Source organism: Paenibacillus sp. R-74696 (assembly GCF_055814915.1).
The window spans coordinates 510,824-534,592 of sequence record NZ_JBPULM010000045.1 but is presented as its reverse complement, the minus strand read 5'-3'; the positions used below and the strand labels follow the sequence as shown (position 1 = coordinate 534,592).

The 23,769-nt window shown below is 45.0% G+C and carries 21 protein-coding genes; 15 read left to right on the top strand and 6 right to left on the bottom strand.

Annotated elements, in window-relative coordinates:
• Positions 1-271: 271 nt before the first annotated feature.
• The 5 genes from ACSR9A_RS22585 (at position 272) to ACSR9A_RS22565 (ending at position 3,691) form a co-directional block, all read left to right on the top strand.
• Positions 272-604 carry a helix-turn-helix domain-containing protein gene (locus ACSR9A_RS22585; RefSeq protein ID WP_473759611.1) on the top strand — a complete coding sequence of 111 codons (333 nt, stop codon included), beginning with the start codon at positions 272-274 and terminating at the stop codon, positions 602-604.
• Between the two features lie 113 nt (positions 605-717).
• Complete coding sequence (locus ACSR9A_RS22580) at positions 718-1,080, top strand: IS3 family transposase (RefSeq protein WP_473759609.1); 363 nt, start codon at positions 718-720, stop codon at positions 1,078-1,080.
• Positions 1,052-1,438, top strand: a complete 387-nt coding sequence (locus tag ACSR9A_RS22575; protein WP_473759608.1) for an integrase core domain-containing protein — start codon at positions 1,052-1,054, stop codon at positions 1,436-1,438. The genes ACSR9A_RS22580 and ACSR9A_RS22575 overlap by 29 nt, the downstream gene beginning before the upstream one ends.
• A gap of 601 nt (positions 1,439-2,039) precedes the next feature.
• Positions 2,040-2,738, top strand: a complete 699-nt coding sequence (locus ACSR9A_RS22570; RefSeq protein WP_473759605.1) for a glycoside hydrolase family 73 protein — start codon at positions 2,040-2,042, stop codon at positions 2,736-2,738.
• Positions 2,739-2,983: 245 nt separating this feature from the next.
• Complete coding sequence (locus ACSR9A_RS22565) at positions 2,984-3,691, top strand: gamma-glutamyl-gamma-aminobutyrate hydrolase family protein (RefSeq protein WP_473759603.1); 708 nt, start codon at positions 2,984-2,986, stop codon at positions 3,689-3,691.
• 321 nt (positions 3,692-4,012) lie between these two features.
• On the opposite strand, the gene ACSR9A_RS22560 is transcribed toward ACSR9A_RS22565, so the two are convergent.
• Positions 4,013-4,330 carry a DUF6809 family protein gene (locus tag ACSR9A_RS22560; RefSeq protein ID WP_430154208.1) on the bottom strand — a complete coding sequence of 106 codons (318 nt, stop codon included), beginning with the start codon at positions 4,328-4,330 and terminating at the stop codon, positions 4,013-4,015.
• A 173-nt stretch (positions 4,331-4,503) separates the two neighbouring features.
• Here ACSR9A_RS22560 and ACSR9A_RS22555 point away from each other — a divergent pair, with 173 nt between their 5' ends.
• The 3 genes from ACSR9A_RS22555 to ACSR9A_RS22545 all read left to right on the top strand — a co-directional run bounded on the left by ACSR9A_RS22555 (position 4,504) and on the right by ACSR9A_RS22545 (position 7,091).
• Positions 4,504-4,728: a helix-turn-helix domain-containing protein gene (locus ACSR9A_RS22555; RefSeq protein ID WP_473759601.1), complete on the top strand. Its 225-nt coding sequence runs from the start codon at positions 4,504-4,506 to the stop codon at positions 4,726-4,728.
• A 577-nt stretch (positions 4,729-5,305) separates the two neighbouring features.
• Positions 5,306-5,827, top strand: coding sequence for a pyridoxamine 5'-phosphate oxidase family protein (locus ACSR9A_RS22550; protein WP_473759598.1), 522 nt, complete (start codon positions 5,306-5,308; stop codon positions 5,825-5,827).
• Between the two features lie 37 nt (positions 5,828-5,864).
• Positions 5,865-7,091 (top strand): benzoate/H(+) symporter BenE family transporter, encoded by a 1,227-nt coding sequence (locus ACSR9A_RS22545; RefSeq protein WP_473760231.1) that lies wholly within the window; start codon positions 5,865-5,867, stop codon positions 7,089-7,091.
• An 80-nt stretch (positions 7,092-7,171) separates the two neighbouring features.
• Here ACSR9A_RS22545 and pdxR read toward each other — a convergent pair whose 3' ends face one another.
• The 3 genes from pdxR to ACSR9A_RS22530 form a co-directional block, all read right to left on the bottom strand.
• Positions 7,172-8,602, bottom strand: coding sequence for a MocR-like pyridoxine biosynthesis transcription factor PdxR (gene pdxR / locus ACSR9A_RS22540; RefSeq protein ID WP_473759597.1), 1,431 nt, complete (start codon positions 8,600-8,602; stop codon positions 7,172-7,174).
• Positions 8,603-8,826: 224 nt separating this feature from the next.
• On the bottom strand, positions 8,827-9,615 hold the full coding sequence (locus tag ACSR9A_RS22535) for a nucleotidyltransferase domain-containing protein (protein ID WP_473759595.1): 789 nt from the start codon (positions 9,613-9,615) through the stop codon (positions 8,827-8,829).
• A 71-nt stretch (positions 9,616-9,686) separates the two neighbouring features.
• A complete protein-coding gene (locus tag ACSR9A_RS22530; protein WP_473759593.1) occupies positions 9,687-10,607 on the bottom strand; it encodes a helix-turn-helix domain-containing protein in 921 nt (306 codons plus the stop codon).
• Positions 10,608-10,876: 269 nt separating this feature from the next.
• Between ACSR9A_RS22530 and ACSR9A_RS22525 the strand changes: the two genes are divergently transcribed.
• From ACSR9A_RS22525 to ACSR9A_RS22505, 5 genes are all read left to right on the top strand, one after another.
• Positions 10,877-12,058, top strand: a complete 1,182-nt coding sequence (locus ACSR9A_RS22525) for a sensor histidine kinase (RefSeq protein WP_473759591.1) — start codon at positions 10,877-10,879, stop codon at positions 12,056-12,058.
• Entirely contained in the window at positions 12,058-12,696 is a 639-nt protein-coding gene (locus ACSR9A_RS22520; protein WP_473759589.1) for a response regulator, read from the top strand. The genes ACSR9A_RS22525 and ACSR9A_RS22520 overlap by 1 nt, the downstream gene beginning before the upstream one ends.
• Before the next feature lie 165 nt (positions 12,697-12,861).
• On the top strand, positions 12,862-13,203 hold the full coding sequence (locus tag ACSR9A_RS22515; RefSeq protein ID WP_473759587.1) for an Asp23/Gls24 family envelope stress response protein: 342 nt from the start codon (positions 12,862-12,864) through the stop codon (positions 13,201-13,203).
• Positions 13,204-13,603: 400 nt separating this feature from the next.
• Positions 13,604-15,829: an MMPL family transporter gene (locus tag ACSR9A_RS22510; RefSeq protein ID WP_473759585.1), complete on the top strand. Its 2,226-nt coding sequence runs from the start codon at positions 13,604-13,606 to the stop codon at positions 15,827-15,829.
• Between the two features lie 44 nt (positions 15,830-15,873).
• Positions 15,874-17,088 carry a cytochrome P450 family protein gene (locus ACSR9A_RS22505; protein WP_473759583.1) on the top strand — a complete coding sequence of 405 codons (1,215 nt, stop codon included), beginning with the start codon at positions 15,874-15,876 and terminating at the stop codon, positions 17,086-17,088.
• A 76-nt stretch (positions 17,089-17,164) separates the two neighbouring features.
• Here the strand turns inward: ACSR9A_RS22505 and ACSR9A_RS22500 are convergent, their stop codons facing one another.
• Entirely contained in the window at positions 17,165-17,830 is a 666-nt protein-coding gene (locus ACSR9A_RS22500; protein ID WP_473759582.1) for a TetR/AcrR family transcriptional regulator, read from the bottom strand.
• A gap of 454 nt (positions 17,831-18,284) precedes the next feature.
• Between ACSR9A_RS22500 and ACSR9A_RS22495 the strand changes: the two genes are divergently transcribed.
• Both ACSR9A_RS22495 and ACSR9A_RS22490 read left to right on the top strand, forming a co-directional pair.
• Positions 18,285-19,043 (top strand): SDR family NAD(P)-dependent oxidoreductase, encoded by a 759-nt coding sequence (locus ACSR9A_RS22495; protein ID WP_473760229.1) that lies wholly within the window; start codon positions 18,285-18,287, stop codon positions 19,041-19,043.
• Positions 19,044-19,258: 215 nt separating this feature from the next.
• Complete coding sequence (locus tag ACSR9A_RS22490; RefSeq protein WP_473759580.1) at positions 19,259-22,096, top strand: alpha-L-rhamnosidase; 2,838 nt, start codon at positions 19,259-19,261, stop codon at positions 22,094-22,096.
• A 66-nt stretch (positions 22,097-22,162) separates the two neighbouring features.
• Here ACSR9A_RS22490 and ACSR9A_RS22485 read toward each other — a convergent pair whose 3' ends face one another.
• Positions 22,163-23,761, bottom strand: coding sequence for a response regulator (locus ACSR9A_RS22485; protein WP_473759578.1), 1,599 nt, complete (start codon positions 23,759-23,761; stop codon positions 22,163-22,165).
• Positions 23,762-23,769: the final 8 nt, after the last annotated feature.

Sequence of the window (23,769 nt, the reverse complement as noted above, 5' to 3'; positions counted from 1 at the left end):
AGTGCTTTCCGATTGTCTGTCCGTATCCTGTGCGTAGTGACGAATATTACGAAGAGCAAAACGCTGAGAAGCTACGGTATATCTACGAAAATAACGAATTGGCAGACGCACAGGACTTAAAATCCTGCGGTAGGTGACTACCGTACCGGTTCGATCCCGCTCCTCGGCATACCAAAAAGAACCTGAGATCCCTTGATGAAGTGCACCCCTTAGAATAGACATTGGAATAAACCCCTGGTTTATCCGATGAAATTCTAGGGGGTGCATTTTTATGCCAGCACAAAAAGGACAGAAGTTTAAATACTATCCGAAGTCACTGAAAGAGGAAGCCATCCGCCTGCATAGCGAAGAAGGTTGGAGCTATCGAAAAATCGCAGAACACTTGGGTGTACAAGATAAGGATCGGATTAAGGTGTGGATGAGGAAATATCGCGAAGGCGGTCACGAAGCGTTTGAGGACAGGCGAGGAGAACCGCATCGAATGGAAACCGAGCAGGAACGAGAGATCCGGCGCCTCCAGCTAGAGGTAGACGTTCTAAAAAAGGGGTTACAAATCTTGAATCAGGGGGTGCACACCACAAACACATCATCGTTGACCAAATGAAGGACAAGCAGTCCATTAAACGATTATGCGAATATCTAGGCATCAGTCGTAGTGGCTATTACAGCTACCAGAGCCGTAGCACCGAAGATCCTACTGCGGATTTGAAGGCGAAGATGACAGCGATTTATGAACAGCGGGATAAAAAGGTAGGCTACCGACGTATACAAGATGAGCTATACCGCCAATTCCATCTTGTGGTCAATCATAAGAAGGTTCTACGTCTGATGCAAGAAATGGGTATTCAAGCCATCATACGCCGTAAATATGTCCATCGAACAAGCCGTGACGCAGCTGTCTCGGACGGTAGAATTGCAGAAAACAAGTTGCAGCGAAACTTCAAAGCCGATCACCCCAATCAAAAATGGGTGACCGATGTCACGCAATATCGCGTATGGGATGAGAGGCTCTACTTGTCCGTGATTAAAGACCTGTGGAACAACGAAATCGTTGCCTATCACATCAGTCGTCACCAATGACAATCCGCTTGTTTTAGAAACGTTCAGAAAGGCATTTGAAAAACATAAAGACGTAACTAGATTGATCGTTCATAGTGATCAAGGAAGCCAGTATACGTCTCATGCTTACCACAACATGCTGCCACAGGTTGGCGCCCAAATCAGCATGTCACGCCGAGGTAATTGTTATGACAATGCCTCCATAGAGAGCTTCTTCTCCCATTTGAAAGTTGAAGCGCTCTATCCTTATGATATACGATCCATCGACGAAGCACAAAGAAGAATCGAAGCATTCATTCGTTTTTACAACGAAGATCGGGCACAGCGGAAGCTAAACAAGCTGACCCCAGTTGAGTACCGGCGTCAGCTTATGGCCTAGGTGTTTTTTCAATGTCTACTAATTGGGGGCTTGACCATGATACATAAGGGGTCTTTTGTTTTTATATGGGGATTTTCGATTCGACAATATCAAGAAGATTGAGTGTCGTTTTTGCCACCGGGGACGGATTTGGGGCGGAAGTTGTTTTTTTACTATAATGCGATCTGAATTAATACAGTGCTAAAAGAGAAACTCTTATGTATCAAAGGTTTTCGTGATTCTGCTTTTATTAAAAAGTATACTGCGATGATTTATTAACATAGACCTGTACGCCTGCTCTTCGTAATTCTCGTTTCGTTAACGAGTTTTACGAAGTGGAGGCATTTTTTTATATGTCCGAAAATAGTACGTCCTAAACGTCTGATCACGTAAGACTTCCGCTTGTTTATATTATAAAAACGTTAAATACAGCCACGAACACTAATTGTATTTGCTCTACCTGCATTCGGCTGATTTATCACATCTGGCAGTCATTGCTGACCAAAGCCTTCCCCACAAGTTGGGCAAATTCATTTCTCAATCTGTTAATAAATGATAAACTCAGAACTATAAGTAATCATTGATAGAGCTTCCCAAAGGGGAGCTAAAGGAGGAAAAGGCAATGACTCAGTATAGTCGAGCGGCGTTCATCGAGACATTAGCGCCTCATGTTTTGCGAGCCCGGCGGGAGGGATCGCCGATGCTGCCATCGGTGAGACTCGCTCAGAATATTTTGGAGACTGGCTGCAAAATTCACGATTGGAATAATCTTGGCGGCATTAAAGTCGGTAAAGGTAAGCCTAACGCCTACTGGCGTGGGAAGGCGGTCAATAAAGGAACTTGGGAGGAGTACAACGGTAAGACGGTCAATATCACGGCTGCATTTAGGGCATATGATACCCTGTATGATTTTTACAAGGATCAAGATCTATTATTTGGCCTCAGCCGTTACGCCCGTGTGAGGGCAGCTCAAACACCGGAGGAGCAAGCAGCAGCGCTGTGTGCCTGCGGATATGCGACTGACTCGGCTTATGCAAGTAAGCTGCTGTCAATTATTAAAGCGAATGACCTTGAAAAATATGATGCTGTTGAGGCAGATGCACATGAACATGCGCATACAGATATAGAGGCAAATGCAGTAGCAGATGAACAAGAAATGAAGCTATCTGAGGCTCAGAAGAAAATGCTTGTAGCGGCGCTGCAATCCCTATTTGATCAAAAGGTAATTACAGACAAGACATGGATTGAGAAGGCGCAAAAAGGAACGCTTACCCTGTGGGAGTTGACCTGGCTAAATACGATTATACTCGCACGTAAATAAGTGAAAGCCCTACCGACCCAATGGTTAGTTAAAATAGAGCTACCGTTTCCTAGACTGTAGCTTTCGAGACGATCTCGACAGCATGGCACCTTGAGAAATCAAGGTGTTTTCTTTTATGCGACAATATTTTATATAGAAAATAAATCGGCTCCCCAGAGATGGTAATTAAGCTGACATGCTGCATGTCATAAATAGTTTGTTGTATAATATATCAATAAAAAGATAGATTCATGGAGGAGTTCAGAGTGGGGAGACCAACTATCGGCGTTTTGCCGTTGTATGATGGGGACAAAGAAAGCTATTGGATGCTTCCAGGTTATATGAAGGGAATTGAAGACGCAGGTGGAATTCCGTTTGTATTGCCACTTACCTCAGATGCAGAGAATATAACTCGAATAGCGAATATGTTTGATGGATTTCTTTTTACAGGCGGACACGATATTAATCCTGAAATTTATGGGGAGCAGATAGAGGATGTTTGCGGAGAGTTGTGCCAGGAGCGAGATGTGATGGAGAGCACCTTATTCAAACAAGTGATAGATTTGGATAAACCAGCGTTCGGAATCTGCCGTGGATTACAGCTGTTTAACGCCTTGCTAGGAGGCACGTTGTATCAAGATATTCCGGCTCAATTCAAGTCGGGGAGCAGCATTAAACATAAACAAGCTCCTCCATATTCTGAACCTATTCATCATGTGTACATAGAAAAGGGGAACCCCCTGCACCGAATCATCGAAACGGAGAACCTTAAAGTCAATAGCTACCATCATCAGGGGATTAAGGAGCTGTCCAAGCAACTAATTTCTGTAGCAAAGACTGAGGATGGTTTAATAGAAGCGGTTATGATGCCTGAGAAAAAGTTTATTTTAGCCGTTCAGTGGCATCCAGAGTTTAGCTACAAATCGGATCAATATAATTTTAGGCTATTTGAGGAATTTGTAAAATCGTGTTAGAGGTTAAACTAAAGCGCATGGATTAGCGCAGACATTGAGTCACATGCTACAATTGGGATAAACAATATGGAACTATCATATCTATCAGTAGCTATATCGATTAAAGGAGGTAAGCGCTTTGAATTCAATATTGTTTATAGCGGGTTGGGCTATAGTTGGCATTTGTATTGGTGGTTTAATTGTGTTTATAAAATCCATGCCTAAGAAAAAATAAGCATGTCATGTTAATCTCGCCGCTTCAGCTGAAGCGGTTTTTATTCTGCTAACTTTATATAGTAAGAGAGTGAGGAAGATTAAAAGTTTCAATGTGGAGATTCATTCTTATTTTGACTGAACTTCTGAAAAAGTGCCCAGTTTTTTAGCAAGCTCCTCCTTCCCTGTTAACACTTCGGTCATAATGCCTGCACCTAGTCGAAATCCATAGGTAAAAGTGGAGGTTAGCTCCATTGAGTGAGCTCGAGCATATAAGTCTAGCAATGCCTCGAGCTCCGTATATTCCTCCTCATTATGCTTTTTCTTCCACGCTTCCATCACTTCAGATATGTGCTGGCTCATTTGAAGATACTCCGGGTCATTGGCTATTCTTTTTTCATCGGGACGCATATTGCCATTGTACAATTCTTCCAACAGACTTTTCATTTCTCTGTTCACCCTTTCTGCAAAGTTATAATCGATGCTGCTACAATATTTTCAGTTTAAAGCTAATGTATGGAATAAATAATTTTTTTAAGCTCAATGCTAATTTATGCGAAAAACGCATAAAAGTCAATATGCGAAATTCGTATAAATTATGATGGCGTTGGGTGATGAGAATGTATAAAAGAATTCGTGATTTACGAGAAGATAGGGATTTAACTCAGCAGGAGATGGCTAAGCTGCTGCATATTTCACAAGCAACCTATTCTCGTTATGAGAGTGGGGAACTGGACATACCTACGGCTGTATTGATCACATTATCTAAATTTTACAGTGTCAGCATCGATTATCTGCTTAATCAAACAGACATTGCTAAGCCGGAAGAACGAAAATCAAAGTAATAGAGATTTAAATGCTTACAAATGATAATTTACCACGCTCACTTCAAGTATGTATCGTATAAGCTGATGTCCTTTTTTTGCATGAAAATGCTCCTAGAATTGATATTGAATGATAGCAGTGCGATATTCTAATATTTATTCTAGGAGGGCATTTCAGACTGACTGATATACTTGAGCCATTTTTACATATGCATTATAACCTACGCCCTTTTTCAATACATCCTTCGCTTGCGTGCATTATATTGCTCTTGGTTCCTCCAGTTCATGCCCGATTATACAAGGAGGCTGAATACGAAAATTCCTTCCCTACAAGCTCAGGATAACCCAACCCGCTCTACTATCTCCCTAACCACCAATCTATTTGCACCACTCCAATCATAGACCGTTTGTTACCCACTTTATCCCCTAGCGAGCCTTTCCCACATCGATTATACCGTCCTTCAGAAGGTTTATCAGCAAGGATCTGATCTACTTAGTTAAAAATATGGACTGCTCGATTACTATGCTTTTGGATGTACTCATTAAATCCAATGACTGATATACTAACGAAAATTCAGTATTTGAGGAGTGGTTGAGAATGGATGGCGTTCGTTACAAGATAAGAGAAGTGTTGGACAGTGACAAAATAGATGCTTTTTTGCATAAAGCGCGAATTGGTCATCTTGGTATGGTTGATGGTCAGCTGCCATATGTTGTTCCGCTTAATTTTGTTTGGGCAAAGGGGAAGCTTTATTTTCATGGAGCCGCTGGCGGGAGGCGCAATCAGGTTATGAGTGCGAATTCTGAGGTCTGTTTTACGGTTTGCGAGGAATATGGAACCATTACCGATCCCGTACCAGCGAAGACGGACACGGCATATATGAGTGTTATGATTTTCGGTAAGGCCGAGCTTATTGATGATCTGGATGAAGCTACCTACATGCTGCAGGAAATGCTTCATAAATATGTGCCTGGCTACTATAACCGTCCGTTGTCCAAGCAGCATGTAGACAAATATAGGTCAGCTATTTTCCAATCACCTGTTCAGGTCTACCGGGTTGATCCTTATCATATTACGGCGAAAGAAAATCCAATCGAGGAAGAAAAAATGTACAAATAAGAAAAATGAGGTTGTTAACATGTTAAAGAGAGTGCAAATGAACCCAACATCATCTTCGCTGCGCGGCCGTGATTGGATATCGCCCACTATAGCTGCGTTAATTTCTGTCATTGTCAACTATGGGGGGACATTTATTCTCGTTTTTCAGGCGGCTAAGGTCGCGGGTCTGAGTCCCGAAATGACCGCTTCATGGATATTGTCGATTTCCGTTGGCGTGGGGATAACGGGGATATGGCTAAGCTATCGCTACCGTGAACCGATCATTACAGCTTGGTCAACACCAGGTGTGGCTTTTCTTGTGTCGGTATTAGCGATAACTCCCTATGAGGAAGCGATAGGTGCTTATATGATCTCCGCTTTAGGATTTATTGTTTTAGGACTATCGGGAATGTTCGAAAGGTTCGTCCGGCTCATTCCTCCAGGCATTGCTTCTGGTCTGCTGGCAGGTATTTTACTACAATTTGGTATTGCAGCCTTTGGCGGAGCGAAAGCTGATCCTTTGCTGGTCATTGTCTTGTTTGCTGCTTATGTACTACTAAAAAGGTATACGTCCCGTTATGCTATCGTCGGCATTTTAATCATTGGGCTTATTTATTTAATCAGCTTGGGAAAAGTAGATTTCAGCACGATCAAATTAGCTATTGCGTCGCCGGTATTCATTGTTCCTGAATTTTCGCTTCATGCTTTATTGGGTGTTGCCTTGCCATTGTTCATTATTACATTGACGGGACAATATATGCCTGGGATGCTAGTCTTGCGAAATGATGGGTTTAAGACGAGTGCGAATCCAATTTTGATCGTAACGGGTTTGGGCTCGCTGTTTGCAGCGCCATTTGGCTCGCATGCTTTCAATGTAGCAGCCATTACAGCGGCGATTTGTACAGGGAAAGATGCGCACGAGGATTCAACAAAACGTTACATTGCGGGTATTGTCTGTGGCATTTTTTACATGGTTGTTGGGATATTTGGTGTGACGCTGGCTGCTCTGTTTCTAATTCTTCCAGCCACCTTCATCGCGACGTTAGCGGGGTTGGCGCTACTTGGGACAATCGGCGGCAGCCTTGCGGGCGCTTTAACTGAGCCAAAGGGCCGCGAGACAGCGCTGATTACTTTTTTGGCAACAGCTGCAAATGTTACATTGCTTGGTGTTGGCGGTGCATTCTGGGGTTTGGTTGCAGGTTTGGCTGCGCATATATGGATACATGGACAATTTCGCCACAAACATGATAGGACGAGTGGAATACAACAAGCTGAACAAAAATAATAAGCGGCATGAAAATGAATACAGGTGCAAATGGGCTGAAAAGGGATGGAAATTCTTAGGCTTAGCCGGAGCTGCTTAAATTATAAAAGCAGCTCCGCAAGACGATGAATGCCTGTCTCTATTGCTGACTCATCTACTTTAGCAAAGCCTAGCACCCATCCTTTTCGATCACTTTCCAAACAATACTTGCTAAGTGGATAAACACGTATGCCTTTGTCGAGCGCCTGGTTTGTTGCGGATTCTTCATCAAATGAGTCTTCAGCTTCAAGAAGCATATGCAATCCCGTCTCTACACCGCTAAGTTTAAAACGTGCACTTAGACCGGTTGCGATGATAGCCTTTGTCATGGCTTCATGTCTGCGCCGATATACATTTCTGACTCTTCTCATATGACGCATGAAATGCCCGTGCTCGATAAAATGAGCAAGCGTCAATTGCTCCATAATCGGAAGATGGCGATAGGTTAATTCATGGACATGGGCAAGCTGGCGAATGGCCTCTGTTGGTCCAACGATCGCGGATATCCGAATGCCTGGAGCGACCATTTTGGAAAAACTCATCATATACAGCGTGTTCTGAGGCTGCTGGCTAAACAAGGTTGGGAGTGGGTCGCCGCGATATCGAAACTCGCTATCGTAGTCGTCCTCAACTATCCAAAATTGATGTTGAGCCGCCATATGCAGCAATTGCTGTCTGCGAGGCTCCGACGTAATCACTCCAACTGCACACTGATGTGAAGGCGTTACATAAACAAGCTTTGATTGAGGGGGAATACGGTCTGCTTGTATTCCGTAATCGTCGACAGGGACGGGAACCACATTCATCCGCCGATATTTCATCGCCATCCATGAAGCGGGAAAGCCGGGATCTTCAACGCAAACGGTTTCTCCTTCATTTAACAGGGCTTGGGCAATTAAATCCAGACTATGCTGTGCGCCCGAAGTTAATATTATTTGATCGATTTGAACGTGGACGCCTCGCTCAAGTGACAAATAACGTTGAATCTGCTCGCGCAGCGGCACGAAACCATAGGGGTTGCCGTAAGCCCAGCTGGTTAGATCCGTTTCTTTGGAGGCTTGTAAAAAGGACTGTCTCCAGTTCGTTTGAAAATGTTGATCCAAATAAGGCTCGTGTGGGCTGAAATCGATCTCCACATTTCTATTTTCCTTGCCTCTAAACCAATTTTGCAGCTGATTGACTGCATCGTTTAATAAAGGCAGCTCGGGAGTAACAGGCCCGCGAGCTATAACCTCCTCCATAAAACGGGTTTTGTGGGTCCAGTCACTTACTCTTGTTCCGCCGCGCCGGGAAGTAACCGTATAGCCACGACTGAATAATTCCTCATAAACAATTTGTATAGTTGAGCGGGAGACCCCGACGAGTAGTGCGAGTTCGCGAGAAGGAAGCAGCAATTCGCCGGGAGGCCAATTTCCGGTTGTGATATTATGGATAGCTTGATCAAGCAGCTGCTGCCAGATGGGGCGTTCGTCGTCACGGTTAACTTTTAGCATCTCATTCACCTCTAGTTGTATATGCGTCAAAAATATGGATTGTTATATTAACCTCAATATGTATGTTTTAACGCATGCCATTAACTGATATACTAGCATGGCTTTGGTTGATCAAGCAATATGATCGTGATTCTACTGATTCCTAAAAATGAAAAAGCAACAGCCTCATAACCGTTGAAGCTTCAGCGGCAGAGGCTGTTTTTTTGACTTATCCGTCTATATAGCTATCTATCTTGCAAAGGAGGAGACTGATCGATCCAGTTCCATTCATTGTTCTGAATAAATCGAGTGACCGCTTGCTCAGATGATAATTCCAGGTCTAGAAAACCTAGTATGACTTCGGTTAATTCCATGCATTTTTCATGGGTCGGGTTTAATAGGAGTTCATGGGAAAGCTTGAGAAAGGTATCAGGTTTTTCCGCTGCTTTCTCGACCTCAGCCATCATGGACTTGTGGCAAGGAAACAATATGCGATTATGCGCCAAAATAATTCGGCTTCCGAATAACACCAGATTGCTGACGACTTGCGACAGCAGATAAGGGTTATTCTTTTTGACGGCTTCCCCCGCAAAATAATAACCGTAAAGCAGCACCTGTGCTTGAAAATCTGTAATGTTTTGGTTTCTATTGTGCTCGGGATATACGGGGATTTTGGCGAGCAGTTCATTTAGTCCTGGAACGATGGAGTAGACAGCCTGTGAACCTGTAAAAGAAGCGCGAGTTGGCTCGCTGCCTTTCTCGGCGGCCAACTCCAAAAACCGCATATTGATGATTTTGACATCGATATAGCCATCTTCATAATTGCAGGCTTCATGATTGGTGTAAGACAGCGCATTGGTTTTCTTCCTCTCTTCAAACTCTTGATCCGTGACAAGCAAATATACGTCGATATCTGATGTCTCCTTGGCCGTACCTTTCGCGATGGAGCCAGCCGTTATGACGGCTAATAGGTTTGAATCAGATTTCAGCGACTCTACGAATTTGTCCAGTGATTGCTTATGGTGCGTATACATATTCTAGCCTCTCCTTCATTTTTTGATGTTCTCATCGTAACCTTAAACAAAAGAAAGGAATACATCTATAGTCATTCATGCCAAACGGATAATTCATCAAAAAATGTGTTGGCAAATGGAAAATCATGTTGTATTCGAAATGCTGCGGGCGTCGTGCCCAAACGTTTTTGAAATAAATAATAAAAGTGTTTCATGTCGCTAATGCCGACCTCCTGTCCGATTGATTGTATGCTTCGGTCAGTGTGTTGCAGTAGCCATACGCTGTACAGTATTCGAATATGTTGCAGCATCTTGATAAAGGATGCTCCCGTTATTTGCTTGAATAGACGCTGGAAATGCCGAAGACTCAAAGCTGCTTTATGACTGATTTCGCTCGCCGATAAAGGTTTGTTGAAATGGGATACCATATACTGCAACATCGTATGGATTGGATATTGATACTCGCTCATTTCCGTCATCGCGTTCGTAGCACGAGATGATAAAGATAAATCCGACAGAAGGTTGAGCAACGAAGAGCAAAGGTTACATGGAGAGTTCTCGCTTGGCCGTTGCGTTTCCAAGTACATGGATCGAAGTAAGGGCTCAACTAGACCAGCCTTATTGCGAAAAGCCAGCCAGCTAGCCCCGTTCCTGACGCTGTCGGCTTCAATAAAGTAATCTACCAATTGTTTTCGCTCTGCAAATTCGGGAAGGCTGTGAACATAGTCGGGTTTATAGATGCAATTCCACACCTTAAACGGGTGTTGGCCTAATAAATCAAAGGGCTGAAACACATGTGCTACTCCCCTGGGTATGATAAACACATCGCCTCGTGAAACTAGAAATTTCTTGTTTTCGATGAAATGAATACCTTCGCCTTCCGCTACATATGCGATCTCCACAAAGTCATGCTGATGCTGAATTAAAAAAGGTGTTTCTCTGCTAAAAGTCACTATGATTGGAGTATGAGAAACGAAAAGGTTACGTCCTTCGAGAAACGGGCTTGGTCTCATGGCTGATTCTCCATTTCATAATCGATAAAATTATCCGAATGGATGCTTTTTCTAAAAGGATGCCACGAAGCTTGCTAGGAACGGCACTTATTAGCTGATAGGATTTTGTTACACATTTTAACATAAATCACAAATAGGTAAAGTATCCTGCTTATATTTAATGGCAGCAAGCACTGGGAGTCGTTATCTCCTTGTACGAACGGGCATGTACCAACGTACATTTAAATTTGTGGTTTTACGTATATAATGATACATAAAGAGGTGGGGAGATGGAAAGGAACAGGATATATGAGCTAAGCATATCAAGGGCTCCTATTTTATTATGGGTGGGGCTTGTTTATGCAGCAACCATTATTTTGCAGAATACGCTAGATCCGCGTTTATTGCAAAGTTTAATATTTTCAGTAGTGATTTCGCTTCATGCCGTTTTTCATTGGAACAGCCATATTCTTGTTAAAGATCGACCATGGGTATACTTTCTCATACAAGGACTGTTAATTTTTGTTTCGGCCCTACTAATGCCTTCAGGTTTTCCCGCAGCTTTAATCGGTCTTTTTCCAGTTCTCATTGCACAAGGTGTTAGTATTTATTACCGTAAAGTAAAAATCATATATCTCTCTTTATTATTATATGCATTGTTTTGCCTGGCAATCGTCAGTGTAAGAGATACAGAGCGACTGGGTTTGTATATTCCACTGTTCCTCCTGATGATGATTGTTGTTATTGCTTATGCCATATTATTTTATCAACAAGTCCGTGAACGTGTTCGTACACAGACCTTTCTAAGTGATTTGGAAATAGCCCATTTAAAGGTAGAAGAGCTCACACTTGCTAATGAGAGACAACGGATGGCACGGGATCTGCACGACACACTTGCGCAAGGGGTTGCCGGTCTTATTATGCAGCTTGAAGCAATTGATTCTCATCTTCTGAAAGGAAACTCAGGCAGAGCGCATGAGATTGTAGGTCAATCCATGAGGCAGGCTCGCAGGACGCTTGCGGATGCCCGTAAGGCAATAGATGATCTGCGTTCCGTATCATCGTCTGATCTCAATTTTGAAGAGGTGATTCAGGAGGAAGTAGAACATTTTATTCATTCGACCGGGATTAGAGTGGCACTTACCATGCATGTTCGGCTAACTTGGCCGAAAATCGTAGTGGAGCATAGTTTTCATATGGTAAGCGAATGCTTGACGAATATTGCGAAACATGCGCAGGCGCAGCAGGTCTGGGTTACGATTACGGACAAGCTTGAAAGGCTAACCATAGAAATTAGGGATGATGGGAAAGGCTTTGACACAGATGCAGTTGGGAAGCTGGCAGGCCATTATGGGCTAATTGGACTTCAAGAACGTGCCCGCCTGATAGGCGGCAAGGTAGAGATTGTGAGCCGAGCAGGAGAAGGCAGTTCCATTCGAATTTCCAAGCCGGTATCCAAAGGGGAGTCATGATGAAATATAAAGTGTTGATTGTCGATGATCATTGGCTGGTCAGGGAAGGGCTAAAATTAATTCTCGAAACCGATGACAGATTTCAGGTCGTTGGGGAAGCAGGGGATGGTTCGATAGCCTTACGCATGATGAAGGAGCAGAGGCCAGATGTTATTTTAATGGATTTGAATATGCCCGTCATGAGCGGTCTTGAAACAATGGACCAGATGCAACAGCTCGGGATGAATATTCCTGTTATTATTTTAACGACCTATAATGAAGACGAGCATATGATTAATGGTTTGGCGAAGGGAGCGAAAGGGTATTTGCTCAAGGATACAAGCAGGGAAAATCTAATTCGCACGATGGATTCGGCACTTAGAGGAGAAACCTTGCTTCAGCCTGATGTGACAGAGAGAATCTTTAGGGCTAGAACAGCTCCTGCTGTACGTAAGGAAGCTATTCAAATAACAGAGAAGGAGCTCCTTATTCTTGAATCTATTGCTAAAGGCTTTCGCAGTAAGGAAATTGCCTTTAACCTTGGCATTTCAGAACGGACGGTTAAAGCTCATTTAACCAATATTTACAATAAGCTAGGCGTTGATTCTAGGTCCCAAGCTGTGGTAATAGCCATTGAAAAAGGGATTCTTCAATTATAACCAACAAGATATTGAAGATGCACAGTAGGTTGTTTTAACAGAAACAAATAATGCCCGATCGTACATAAGGCTGCTGCCCTTATGTACGATTTTTTTTATTGTGACTTCTTTTATGATAAACCTATGAAGTCGAAGGCAACAGTAACTGCGAGAGGAGCATGAAATTTGGAAGGCACATATGAAGGAATGATTCACATTTCAGATCAGGTGGTTGCTAAAATCGCCCACAAAGTCGTTTTGGAAACAAAACCAATTGTGTCTATGCCAATGGGCATAGTAGAGAACCTTGTAAAGCGACTGCGTGGCGTTCATGCGCAGCAGGGCGTTTTAGTAGAGGCGAATCAACAAGACGTGGCTATTAACTTGACCATTAACATCAGTTATGGCTGCAAGATCCATGAGGTGTGTTACGAGCTGCAGCGCAGGGTCGCGAAAGAAGTGGAGCATATGACGGGTCTGGCGGTCAAAGAAATTCATGTAACGGTGGAGGGTTTGGTGCTTTCATAAGTACCCAAAACTAAAGTGAGAGTTAAGAATAGAGACTCCTCACTTAAGTTGAGATCTATTTATCCTGCCTTAATATATCGTTATTTAACGAGGTTGATCTGTCCGTTAAACTTGGATTATTACACCATTTCATCAGTTGGGAGAGTTGAATATGGAACGTTCCGTGGAGAGGCGGATTTTTATTGCTCGACCTTGTAGGAGGATTAGATCAGTCTAGACGAAGGAAATGAAAGTGCAGAGGATATTCTTGTGCACTTTTTTTTATTTAGTGAATAAGCTTGCTGCCCTAAAGTACATAACGTACATGCCCTTATGGACGATTTCCGTGGAAGGAATGTTAGCTACAATGAAATAAGCGACACCATGAGTGTTCATCCTTATTTCACGGAGGTAAAAAAATATGGCCAAGTATTTGTATTTGCTGGGACGTTGGGCTTATCGGTCCCGAATAAAAGTCATTATTGGCGGGTTACTCGTTTTACTGCTGAGTGTAGCAGCTGCACTAAGTATGGGAATCTCATTCACTGGCGATATGTCCATTCCTGGCACGAAATCAGAGGAAGCAGGCAAAGTATTAAGTAAGGAGTTTGGCGTGTCGGAACAAAGCGGAGGGCAGGTGATGCTGATATTCAAAGCGCCAGAAGGCCAAACCCTGAAAACGGATTCTATCGTTAAGCAAATTGAAAACGTATTGAGCAAGGCGGCTGAAGACCCTGCCGTTGATCAGGTAATCAGTCCATATGAAAACGGATCGCTCAACGAAACAAGTCAAATAGGGTATGCTTCGCTCGTTTATAAGCTGCCCGCAGGTGAAGTGAGCGAGGAATCAAAAGAGCATGTACGGAGCATTATTGAAGATACACGGAATGAAGGCATTCAGACAGAACTTGGAGGAGACGTCGCTTTCTCTGAATTGGAGATCATGAGTGCAATGGAAGCGGTTGGTGTCATCATTGCCTTTATTGTTTTGGCGCTTACCCTAACGTCCTTTCTAGCGGCAGGTATTCCGATTTTGACCGCGATTATTGGGCTTGGCATTGGTTTGATGTGTATTTTTATCGGTTCAAATGTTTTAGACATGTCATCAGCCTCTATTTCCTTGGCAGTGATGTTAGGACTGGCAGTTGGAATTGATTATGCCTTATTTATACTCGCACGTTTCCGGCAGCAGCTGGCAGAAGGTTATGATGTGGAGGATTCAGTCGCAATAGCGAATGCAACAGCAGGCAGCTCTGTCGTATTCGCCGGCATAACGGTTGTCATTGCCTTATTGGGTTTATCCGTTGTACAGATTCCTTTTCTGGCTATGATGGGGCTAGCAGCTGCAATTTGTGTTTTTGTATCCATTCTGATTGCCATTATCTTCGTACCAGCTGTGCTTTCCATTGCAGGCCATCGCATTGGTCCAGCACGAAAAAATGCTTTCATAAACAAATTCAAGAGGAAGGATTCGAAAACTTCGATTCTGGAGTCATGGAGCAAAATGATTGCACGTCGTCCCGTGTCTGTGGCCATCGTTGGAATCATTATTCTGGCGACGATCAGTATCCCATTTTTTCATATGCAGCTTGGCCTTCCTGATAATGGTATGAAGTCGGAGGAAACAACGGAGCGTCGCGCTTTCGATCTGCTTTCGGAAGCTTATGGTCCAGGCTATCATTCGCCGTTGATCGTTGTGGCAGTGGCCGAAGGACAAAGCGACCCACAGGCCGCAATTGCCAAGGCAACAGAAGGATTAAGCTCTCTGGAAAATGTAGCGAGTGTTACACCAGCTTACCCTAGCCCCTCAGGCAACGCCGCCATGCTGACCGTTACCCCGCAGTCAGGTCCGCATGATACCGAAACCGGGGATTTGGTTCAGCATATTCGGGAGCTGTCGCTAAATGTGGAGAAGCAGGATCATGTCAAATTACTGGTTACTGGTGCGGCCGCAGTAAATATTGACATATCAGAGAAGCTAAGCGAAGCTCTCCCTAAATTTGCACTCGTTATTGTCATCCTTGCTCTTATACTATTGACCATGGTATTCAGATCCATCCTTGTGCCGATTAAAGCCGTTCTTGGATTTTTACTATCGCTGACAGCTACGCTAGGATTTGTGGTGTTTGTTCTTCAGGATGGCAATATGACCGGTCTATTCGGAATACCGGAGCCGGGGCCTATTTTAAACTTCCTCCCTGTTATCGTCGTTGGCATTCTGTTCGGGCTTGCTATGGATTATGAGGTGTTTCTGGTTAGCCGCATGCGAGAGGAGTTTACACATACGGGAGATGCACGTAAAGCGGTTATTTCGGGCATTCGCAACAGTGGAGCAGTCGTTACAGCCGCAGGTCTGATCATGATTGCCGTATTTGCTGGATTTATTTTCGCAGAGGATCCGATTATAAAATCAATGGGGCTTGCACTAGCTTTCGGAGTACTGTTTGACGCATTTGTGGTCAGAATGGCAATTGTTCCAGCCATTATGATATTGCTTGGTCGATCTGCGTGGTATTTGCCAAAGTGGATGGATCGTATATTGCCTAATATCGATGTGGAGGGTGAGGCGGTTATGAGTCAAATCACTCGTCCTGAGAAAAAGAGTGCTACCTCTGACATTCAGCCCTATGAAGAAAAAGCGGTATAACTCACGACAAAATACTGAATCTATACAGGAAAGAAGGCATTCAAATGATGAATCATCAGGAAAAAAGTGGTCCGAAGTCAAAGATTGATTTTTTCGATCAGGCGTTTACTCGTAATCCATTTCCCGTCTACAGTGAAATTCGCAGAGAAGATCCGGTTTATCGTTTTATGATGCCTAGCGGGCAGTATGCATGGATTGTTACCCGATATGAAGATGCACTTGCCATTTTGAAGGACCCGCGTTTTGTTACTAATCCTCCTTGGATGCAACAGGAAGAGCCAACAGATCATCATAATATTCTTTCGAAAAATTTGCTTAGCGTTGGGCCTGCTGATCATCGGCGTCTTCGTCATTTGGTCCAGAAGGCTTTCACCCCGCGGATGATTGAAGGGCTGCGAGGTCGAATAGAAGAAATTGGAAATTATTTGCTTGACAAGGTACAGGATCAAGGAGAAATGAACTTAATAGAAGATTTTGCTTTTCCTTTGCCGATTATCGTCATTTGTGAAATGCTCGGCGTGCCGGTTCAAGATCAGGATAAATTTCGCGATTGGTCCAATACGATTATGGAGGGAGCCTACAATCCATCCTATACCGAGAAGGGCTCGAAAGCTGTTGAAGCTTTTATAAGTTATTTGCATGGATTAATTACGGAGCGTCGGCAAAATCCTCGAAATGATTTGATTAGTGATTTAATTAAGACGGAAGAGCAGGGAGATAAGCTGTCGGAACAGGAAATGTATGCACTCATTTTTGTATTGATTATTGCAGGCCATGAAACCACTGTTAATTTAATTGGGAACGGTGTGCTTGCTTTGCTGGAGTTTCCGGAGCAAAAGGAAAAGCTGCTGAAGCAGCCTGAGCTTATTCATTCAGCTATAGAAGAGATTTTGCGTTATAACGGACCGGCTGAAGCCAGCAATATCCGGTGGGTGACAGAGGCTGTTGAGTTCCAAGGAAAGTCTATTCTTGAAGGAGAAATGGTGCTTATATCGTTTGCTTCAGCAAACCGGGATATCGAGCAATTTAGTGATCCAGATACGCTGGACATTACAAGACAAGCTAATCAACATATTGCGTTCGGCAAAGGTATCCATTATTGTCTTGGAGCGCCGCTTGCAAGGCTGGAAGGCGAAATTGCCATCAGCACCTTGCTGCGCCGTATGCCTGAGCTTCGTTTGAAAACCGATCTGGCAAAGTTGGAATGGCGCCCAGGCATTATCATCAGGGGAGCAACAGAAATTCCGGTTATATTTTAATAAAATTGTTCTTGCAGCTTACAAGCTGCCATTTTCCTAACGGGAGCTAGTTGAAAGTTAGATAAAGTCCGATATTTCAAGCGTTGCCCGGTGGCCGCAAATAGTCCAGAAACACGGTCTTCAACACTTGCAGCTGGCCGATAGTCCCTGCATTATCTTTGAAAATGACCAAGTTGTAGGACATGGATACTTTTTTGGCAAAGCTGCCGAACACGTTGATCATGGTTATTAAGGTATCTTCGACGGAAATGTCGTTGCGAATGGAGCCGTCATCGCGGCCCTGTTCGATAATCGTTTTAAATAACTGCTTGTTGCTCTCGAAAATAGCATGATATCCCTCCAGCATATCCGCCTGCTCATGAGGTAAGTAAGCCCAGCTATCAAAAGCTTCAATTAGTTGAATGTTCTCGCGGTGTTTCTCTTGATGGAATGAAATGAACAGATCAAATAGATAGCTTAGTTTTTCCATGCAGTTGCCGTTTATTTCGCTTACCGAGCGGAATACTTCTGACTGGGAAGCAATAATGGCGCTTGCGACCGCAACGATCAGCTTCTCTTTTTTCGGAAAATAACGAAAGATGGTGGCGATGCCGAGCGGCACTTCATCCGCAATTTCCTGCATCGTTGTTTTATCGAAGCCCTTGCGGACAAACAGCTTCTTAGCCGCTTCCATTATGCTTTCCTCGCGCATCGATTTAATGCTTCGGCGTTCTTGCTCATACCTGCTTTTTGCGTCCAACATTTCACTTCCTCATTTGCGTTTGTTCGTGTGAACATGCTAACAAACTTAATAGTTTCTGTCAATTTCGCAGGGAGAGGAAGTGAATCGATAGAAGTTGTGCAGTAGTGAAAAATATGATATTATCAATATTGAAGTGATAGTAATGCTATCAAAAATGGTATTTTAACATCCAGGAGGTAATTTTATGTCTTTTAATGAAAAATGGACTATAGGCGATCTTCTCGCCAATGAGCAAGCGGTTGCCATTTTGGCCAAGCATCTGCCGGAGTTTATTAATGAGCCGACCTTCAAGATGGCGTCTATGCATACGCTGGATCAGCTGGCTGCGATCCCGCAGGTAGATTTGCCTAAGGATAGATTAGATGCTTTGAAAGCCGATTTGGCTTCGGTGGATATTGCCGAGGCTCCTGCCAAGCCGGTAGCAGCCGCACCGAAGCCTGGTACCGCTCACGCATTGTCTCATGAGGGAAAAGTGATCATTGTAACTGGAGCGGCTGGCGGTATTGGCAGGGCAAGTGCCCTTAAGCTGGCTGCAAGCGGAGCTAAGGTAACGGTTGTTGATTTCAATGAAGAGGCTGGCCGGGAAACGCTTCACATGCTCAAGGAGCAAGGCGGAGAAGGGATCTTCGTACAGGCGGATATTTCCAAAAGCGCGGATGTACAGCGTTACATTGACGCAACGCTTGAAACGTATGGCAAAATCGACTGCCTATTCAATAATGCGGGCATCATCCAGAAGTTTTCGCTGCTGCAGGACATTGACGAGGACCATTTTGACCGTATCATCAATGTAAATCTTAAAGGCGTATTTCTCGGTATGAAGTATGCACTGAAAGTAATGGACAAGCAGGGCTATGGCAATATTATTAATACAGCTTCAACAACTGGCATACGGGCGGAGCACAGCCTTGCAGCGTATACGGCGAGCAAGCATGGGGTAATTGGTTTGACAAAAGGTGCGGCCCTCGAATATGTGAAGAAGGGCATTAGAGTAAACGCGATTTGTCCGGGCGGAGTAGCGACTGGCATTACGGCAAGCGTGCCGCAGCAGCTTCAGGAAAGCGGTTATGTGCCAGAGGAGTTCCCGAATATGCGGATGGGACGGTATGCAGAGCCTCAAGAACTGGCGGATGTGGTAGCTTTTCTGTCTTCAGACGCTTCAAGCTATATGACTGGCTCCGTTGTTTTGGTTGATGGTGGTTTGACGTTATAGTTGTTCAACATAAATGACGAGAAATCCCGATGCAGCCAGGCTGGATCGGGATTTTTGCATGATTATGGTTGCGAAAAGGGAGCGAGACTGCTTACAACGGATCAGAATAAGATATCGTTATACGGCCTTAATATTGCGTTATATAGAGGACCTATTTATTTTTGTACAATAAAGAAGATAGATAAGGATGAATATAGGCAGAGAGGATTTGACTTATGAAAATCGTAAATTTGAAAACGAACCGTATCGTCAACCCGTTAGGCTTCACTTTAGATAAACCGCGCTTTTCCTATGTAGTAACGGATACATCCGCGAAGAAGCAGACCAAGGCACAAATTCAGGTCGCCTTGGATGAAGCATTCACAGCCATTATCTTCGACAGTGGACAATCAGCCGATATTGATAGCCTTTCCTATGAATGGAATGCAGAGCTATTACCGCGCACTCGCTACTTCTGGCGGGTTACGGTGTTGGCGGATAACGGAGATACGGCAACAAGCGAGCCTGCCTGGTTTGAGACTGCGAAGCTGGGTGACGCTTGGACTGCTAGCTGGATCTCTCCCGAATTGGACAAGCAGATTCATCCGGTTCTGTTCCACACCTTCAGCCTGCCAGGAGAAATCGCATCTGCACGCGCATACGTCTGCGGACTGGGCTTGTATGAAATGGAGCTGAACGGCGTCAAGGCAGGAGAGGAATACCTGACGCCATTATACAATGCTTATCATAAATGGCTGCAATATCAGACTTATGATGTGACAGCACTGCTGCAAGCCGGAGAGAACAAGATTGAAGTTAGCCTTGGAAACGGCTGGTACAAGGGGCGCTTCGGTTTCGATGGCGGCGAAGAAAATATTTATGGGGACGAATTTGCGCTGCTAGCGGAAATTATAGTGACATTCAAGGACGGGTCCACGCAAGTGATTGGAACCGATCAAAGCTGGTCTGCGCGGAGAAGCAAGGTTATTGAAAGCAATATTTATGATGGCGAGAAATATGACGCTACGTTTGTGGATTCAAGTGTGTATCAGGTGAAAGCAGCGGATCTGGGCTATGATCGATTAATGGCGAGGCTCAGCTTGCCAGTGGTCGTGAAGGAACGGCTTGCGCCTGTGGAGGTTCTGACTACCCCTGCGGGCGAAACGGTTATTGATCTGGGGCAGAATATGGTTGGCTGGCTGCAGTTCCGCACAAATGCGCCAGCGGGAACCGTCATTCGGCTTCAATATGGAGAGGTGCTGCAAAACGGTAATTTCTATCGGGAGAACCTTCGTACAGCCAAAGCGGAATATGTGTATACAGCAAATGGCGATGAAGCGACTGTTCGCCCTTATTTTACCTTTTATGGCTTCCGTTTTGTTAAGGTAGAGGGATGGCATGGCGAGCTTGACCCGAAGGACTTTACAGGATGCGTCGTTTATTCGGATATGGAGCAAATTGGGCATTTCGAGACGAGCAATCCGCAAGTCAACCGCTTGTTCCTGAATGCGCTATGGGGACAAAAGGGCAATTTCCTTGACACGCCGACGGACTGTCCGCAGCGTGACGAGCGGATGGGCTGGACCGGAGATGCCCAGGTGTTCTCGGGCACGGCTTGCTTTAATATGGATTCATACGCATTTTTCAGTAAATTCGGCTACGATTTGTACCAGGAGCAGAAGGATCAAGGCGGTATGGTGCCGATGGTTATACCGGCTGGCATCGTACCTGGAGGCGGCTCCAGCGCATGGGGCGATGCCGCGACGATCATTCCTTGGAACGTCTATTTGCATTCCGGTGATAAAGCGATTCTTGAACAACAATTCGAGAGCATGCGCGGCTGGGTAGATTTTATCAGAAAAACGGAGGAGGAGTCAGGGGGTAAACGGCTATGGACAACCGGCTTCCACTTCGGAGACTGGCTTGCGCTTGATGGTTCGAATCCAGACACGCCTATGGGCGGAACGGATACCCATCTGATTGCAAGCGCCTACTACTGCTACTCATCCGAATTGGTCGCAAAGGCTGCAAGGGTATTGCAGAAGGTGGAGCTTGCCAAGCAGTATGAGCAGCTGGCTGCGGAAATCCGTGCGGCGATTAAAGATGAATTTTTTACCGCGAATGGACGATTTGCAGTGGACACCCAAACCGGGTATGCGGTTGCTTTGTTTATGAATTTAGTGCCAGATGAGTTCCGCTCCCGCATAGCCGCCGATTTGCGCATGCGTATGCGTGCTGACAACCATCATCTGCGGACCGGCTTCGTTGGCACGCCATATTTAAATCGTGTTTTGTCTGCAGAAGGCAGTAATGACATTGCGTATACGCTGCTGCTCAATAATGATTATCCAAGCTGGCTCTACGCCGTTGAGCTCGGTGCTACCACGATATGGGAGCGCTGGAACGCCATACTTCCGGATGGTTCTCTCAGCAGCACCGGCATGAATTCACTTAATCATTACGCTTACGGAGCGGTAGTTGAGTGGATGTTCCGACATGTTGCCGGACTAAATCCAGCGGAAGACAAGCCGGGCTTCCGACATGCCATCCTTGCTCCACAGCCTAATCTGCGTCTTCAGTGGGCCAAAGCCGTCGTCCATACGGCAGCAGGCTTGTATCGAAGCGAGTGGTCTATTGATGAAGCGGGCAAGCTTGCCTTTCGTTTCACGATTCCTTTCCATGCAACCGCCACCGTTCTACTGCCGGATGCCATCGTCTCAAATGTGACCATTAATGGCGTAAATCTGGAAGAAAGCGAAATAGAAGGGGAGCAAGCAGGGGAGACGGTCAGCCTACTGCTTGACAGCGGCATTTATGAATTGTCGTATGTTCCTAGTAAGCCTTATAAGAAAACATTCAGCACTCGAACCACTATTGATGAACTGCTGGGTGTAAAGGAAGCTAAAGCGATTCTTGTCGAGTTCATTCCTATTGCCGCTGCTATGACGCCTGGAATGGCGGGACCGATGGGAGCCGCTTCGATTAGAGATTTGGCATCCTATCCGGGCTATGAGGCAACCGAAGAGCAATTAAACAAACTGGATAAGGCGCTCGGAGCGATACCCGTTAGCTAATGAAGCACTGATTATACAAATGAAAGAGCCTGCTATCCTACATTTATGCGGATAGCAGGCTCTGCTTTATGTTTTATTGCGGTATTCTTGCGGAGTGGCGCCATAATGTTTCTTAAATATTTTGATAAAATGGGGTGCGGCTAGAAAGCCGATTTGGCTGCTGACATCGGCAATTTTCAAATCGGAATTTTTGAGCAGGTAGGCAGCGCGTTCCATTCGCACAGCATAAAGGTAATCGCCGATGGTCTCGCTGGTTACGGTTTTATACACTTTCGAGAGGTATACCGGATGCAGGCCGATATAATCCGCCACGGATTGCAGGGAGATGCCTTCAGCCAAGTGCTCCTCGATAAAGCTGCGAACCCTCGAGGCAATCAGCTGGTGCGAATCCTCTAACTGTATAGCTGATTGGTCCCTCAGTCCGATGATGGTTTTCTCCGCCCATTCCCATACCCGCTGTCGCGATAATTGGCTTTTCTTGCGGAGCAGCAAATTAAACTCCTCTCCGAGCTGCTCCTCCAATGGTCCGTTCTGTTCCGAGAACGTCGTCGCTAGTGCGGAGGAAACCAGCAGCACGATAGCGAGCAGTTGGTCGTGCGAGGGCTCAAGCTCTGTATTCATGCCAAGTGCCCGGTTCAGTATACCAAGTGCTTTATCCCACTTTCCTGATTCCAGCAAACTAGGCAGCAAAGGCAAATCGTATAAGGGGAGGAGCCCATTCTCCTCATGTTCCACGACCGTTTCATCCGTCTTCAGGAAGTAGCTTTTGTGACCGCCGACGTTGCGCTGGATGGAGATTACGCTTTTATGATAAGTGTCCTGTATATGGTCGGGAAAAGATCTAGCTCCGCTAATACAGATTGTCAGCGAGCCCTTCAGAAATCGCTGAACATGTTTTTGCAGCTTGACTGCCGAAGAATCAACTAAGGTTAAAGTCTCCTGCTCCTTGCTTTTGATCAAAAAGACTAAATAGCCGGCATCCGTTGTGCAATGCCACAGCTCAAAGAGATCCTGAAATACTTCCTGCGCGATATTAGTCACAGCATATTCAAGCAGAGAAAGGGAATCAAGGTCATATTCTGCGAACTGCTCATCCAGCCTGACCAGCATCATGATAAACGGATCGCCCGTCTGGAAGGATATGTCAAGCAACGACAGCCGCTCTAGCAGCATCTCCTGGCTGATCGCCTTTTGCTGAATGAGATCGTTTAGCAATCGGTCTTTCAGCAACGGAAGATTGGCATGCAAGGTGCGCTTCAGTCGCTGATGCGAGCTGAATTCGGTCCATTCCTGTTCGATGGCGGCAATGATCACTTGCACGGATTTAATTAATTCCCCAATGTCTACCGGTTTGAGTAAATAGCTTTCTGCACCGTAGCTGATCGCCTTCTGGGCATATTCAAATTCATCATGTCCAGATAATATAATGGAGCGAATTTTCTTGGACAGGCGGCGAAGCTGGTGAATGAGCTCAAGCCCATCCATTTCCGGCATGCGGATATCGGTAATCATAATGTCGATCGTATGCTTGGCAGCAATGTGCAGCGCTTCCTCTGCCGAATAGGCAGGATAAACGGTGTCAATGCCATAATCGCTCCACGGAATGGTAAAGGCGAGACTATCCACAACAGAGTGCTCATCATCGACAATTAATAGCTGGTACATGGGGAAAC

What these genes read in the sequence shown, in the direction of transcription:
- pdxR (WP_473759597.1), bottom strand. Translation starts at nt 8,602, where the DNA reads ATGCTAAAAGTTAACCGTGACGACGAACGCCCCATCTGGCAGCAGCTG.
- ACSR9A_RS22490 (WP_473759580.1), top strand. Translation starts at nt 19,259, where the DNA reads ATGAAAATCGTAAATTTGAAAACGAACCGTATCGTCAACCCGTTAGGC.
- ACSR9A_RS22560 (WP_430154208.1), bottom strand. Translation starts at nt 4,330, where the DNA reads ATGAAAAGTCTGTTGGAAGAATTGTACAATGGCAATATGCGTCCCGAT.
- ACSR9A_RS22505 (WP_473759583.1), top strand. Translation starts at nt 15,874, where the DNA reads ATGATGAATCATCAGGAAAAAAGTGGTCCGAAGTCAAAGATTGATTTT.
- ACSR9A_RS22530 (WP_473759593.1), bottom strand. Translation starts at nt 10,607, where the DNA reads ATGAGACCAAGCCCGTTTCTCGAAGGACGTAACCTTTTCGTTTCTCAT.
- ACSR9A_RS22580 (WP_473759609.1), top strand. Translation starts at nt 718, where the DNA reads ATGACAGCGATTTATGAACAGCGGGATAAAAAGGTAGGCTACCGACGT.
- ACSR9A_RS22525 (WP_473759591.1), top strand. Translation starts at nt 10,877, where the DNA reads ATGGAAAGGAACAGGATATATGAGCTAAGCATATCAAGGGCTCCTATT.
- ACSR9A_RS22550 (WP_473759598.1), top strand. Translation starts at nt 5,306, where the DNA reads ATGGATGGCGTTCGTTACAAGATAAGAGAAGTGTTGGACAGTGACAAA.
- ACSR9A_RS22545 (WP_473760231.1), top strand. Translation starts at nt 5,865, where the DNA reads ATGAACCCAACATCATCTTCGCTGCGCGGCCGTGATTGGATATCGCCC.
- ACSR9A_RS22555 (WP_473759601.1), top strand. Translation starts at nt 4,504, where the DNA reads ATGTATAAAAGAATTCGTGATTTACGAGAAGATAGGGATTTAACTCAG.
- ACSR9A_RS22535 (WP_473759595.1), bottom strand. Translation starts at nt 9,615, where the DNA reads ATGTATACGCACCATAAGCAATCACTGGACAAATTCGTAGAGTCGCTG.
- ACSR9A_RS22500 (WP_473759582.1), bottom strand. Translation starts at nt 17,830, where the DNA reads ATGTTGGACGCAAAAAGCAGGTATGAGCAAGAACGCCGAAGCATTAAA.
- ACSR9A_RS22570 (WP_473759605.1), top strand. Translation starts at nt 2,040, where the DNA reads ATGACTCAGTATAGTCGAGCGGCGTTCATCGAGACATTAGCGCCTCAT.
- ACSR9A_RS22520 (WP_473759589.1), top strand. Translation starts at nt 12,058, where the DNA reads ATGAAATATAAAGTGTTGATTGTCGATGATCATTGGCTGGTCAGGGAA.
- ACSR9A_RS22585 (WP_473759611.1), top strand. Translation starts at nt 272, where the DNA reads ATGCCAGCACAAAAAGGACAGAAGTTTAAATACTATCCGAAGTCACTG.
- ACSR9A_RS22485 (WP_473759578.1), bottom strand. Translation starts at nt 23,761, where the DNA reads ATGTACCAGCTATTAATTGTCGATGATGAGCACTCTGTTGTGGATAGT.
- ACSR9A_RS22510 (WP_473759585.1), top strand. Translation starts at nt 13,604, where the DNA reads ATGGCCAAGTATTTGTATTTGCTGGGACGTTGGGCTTATCGGTCCCGA.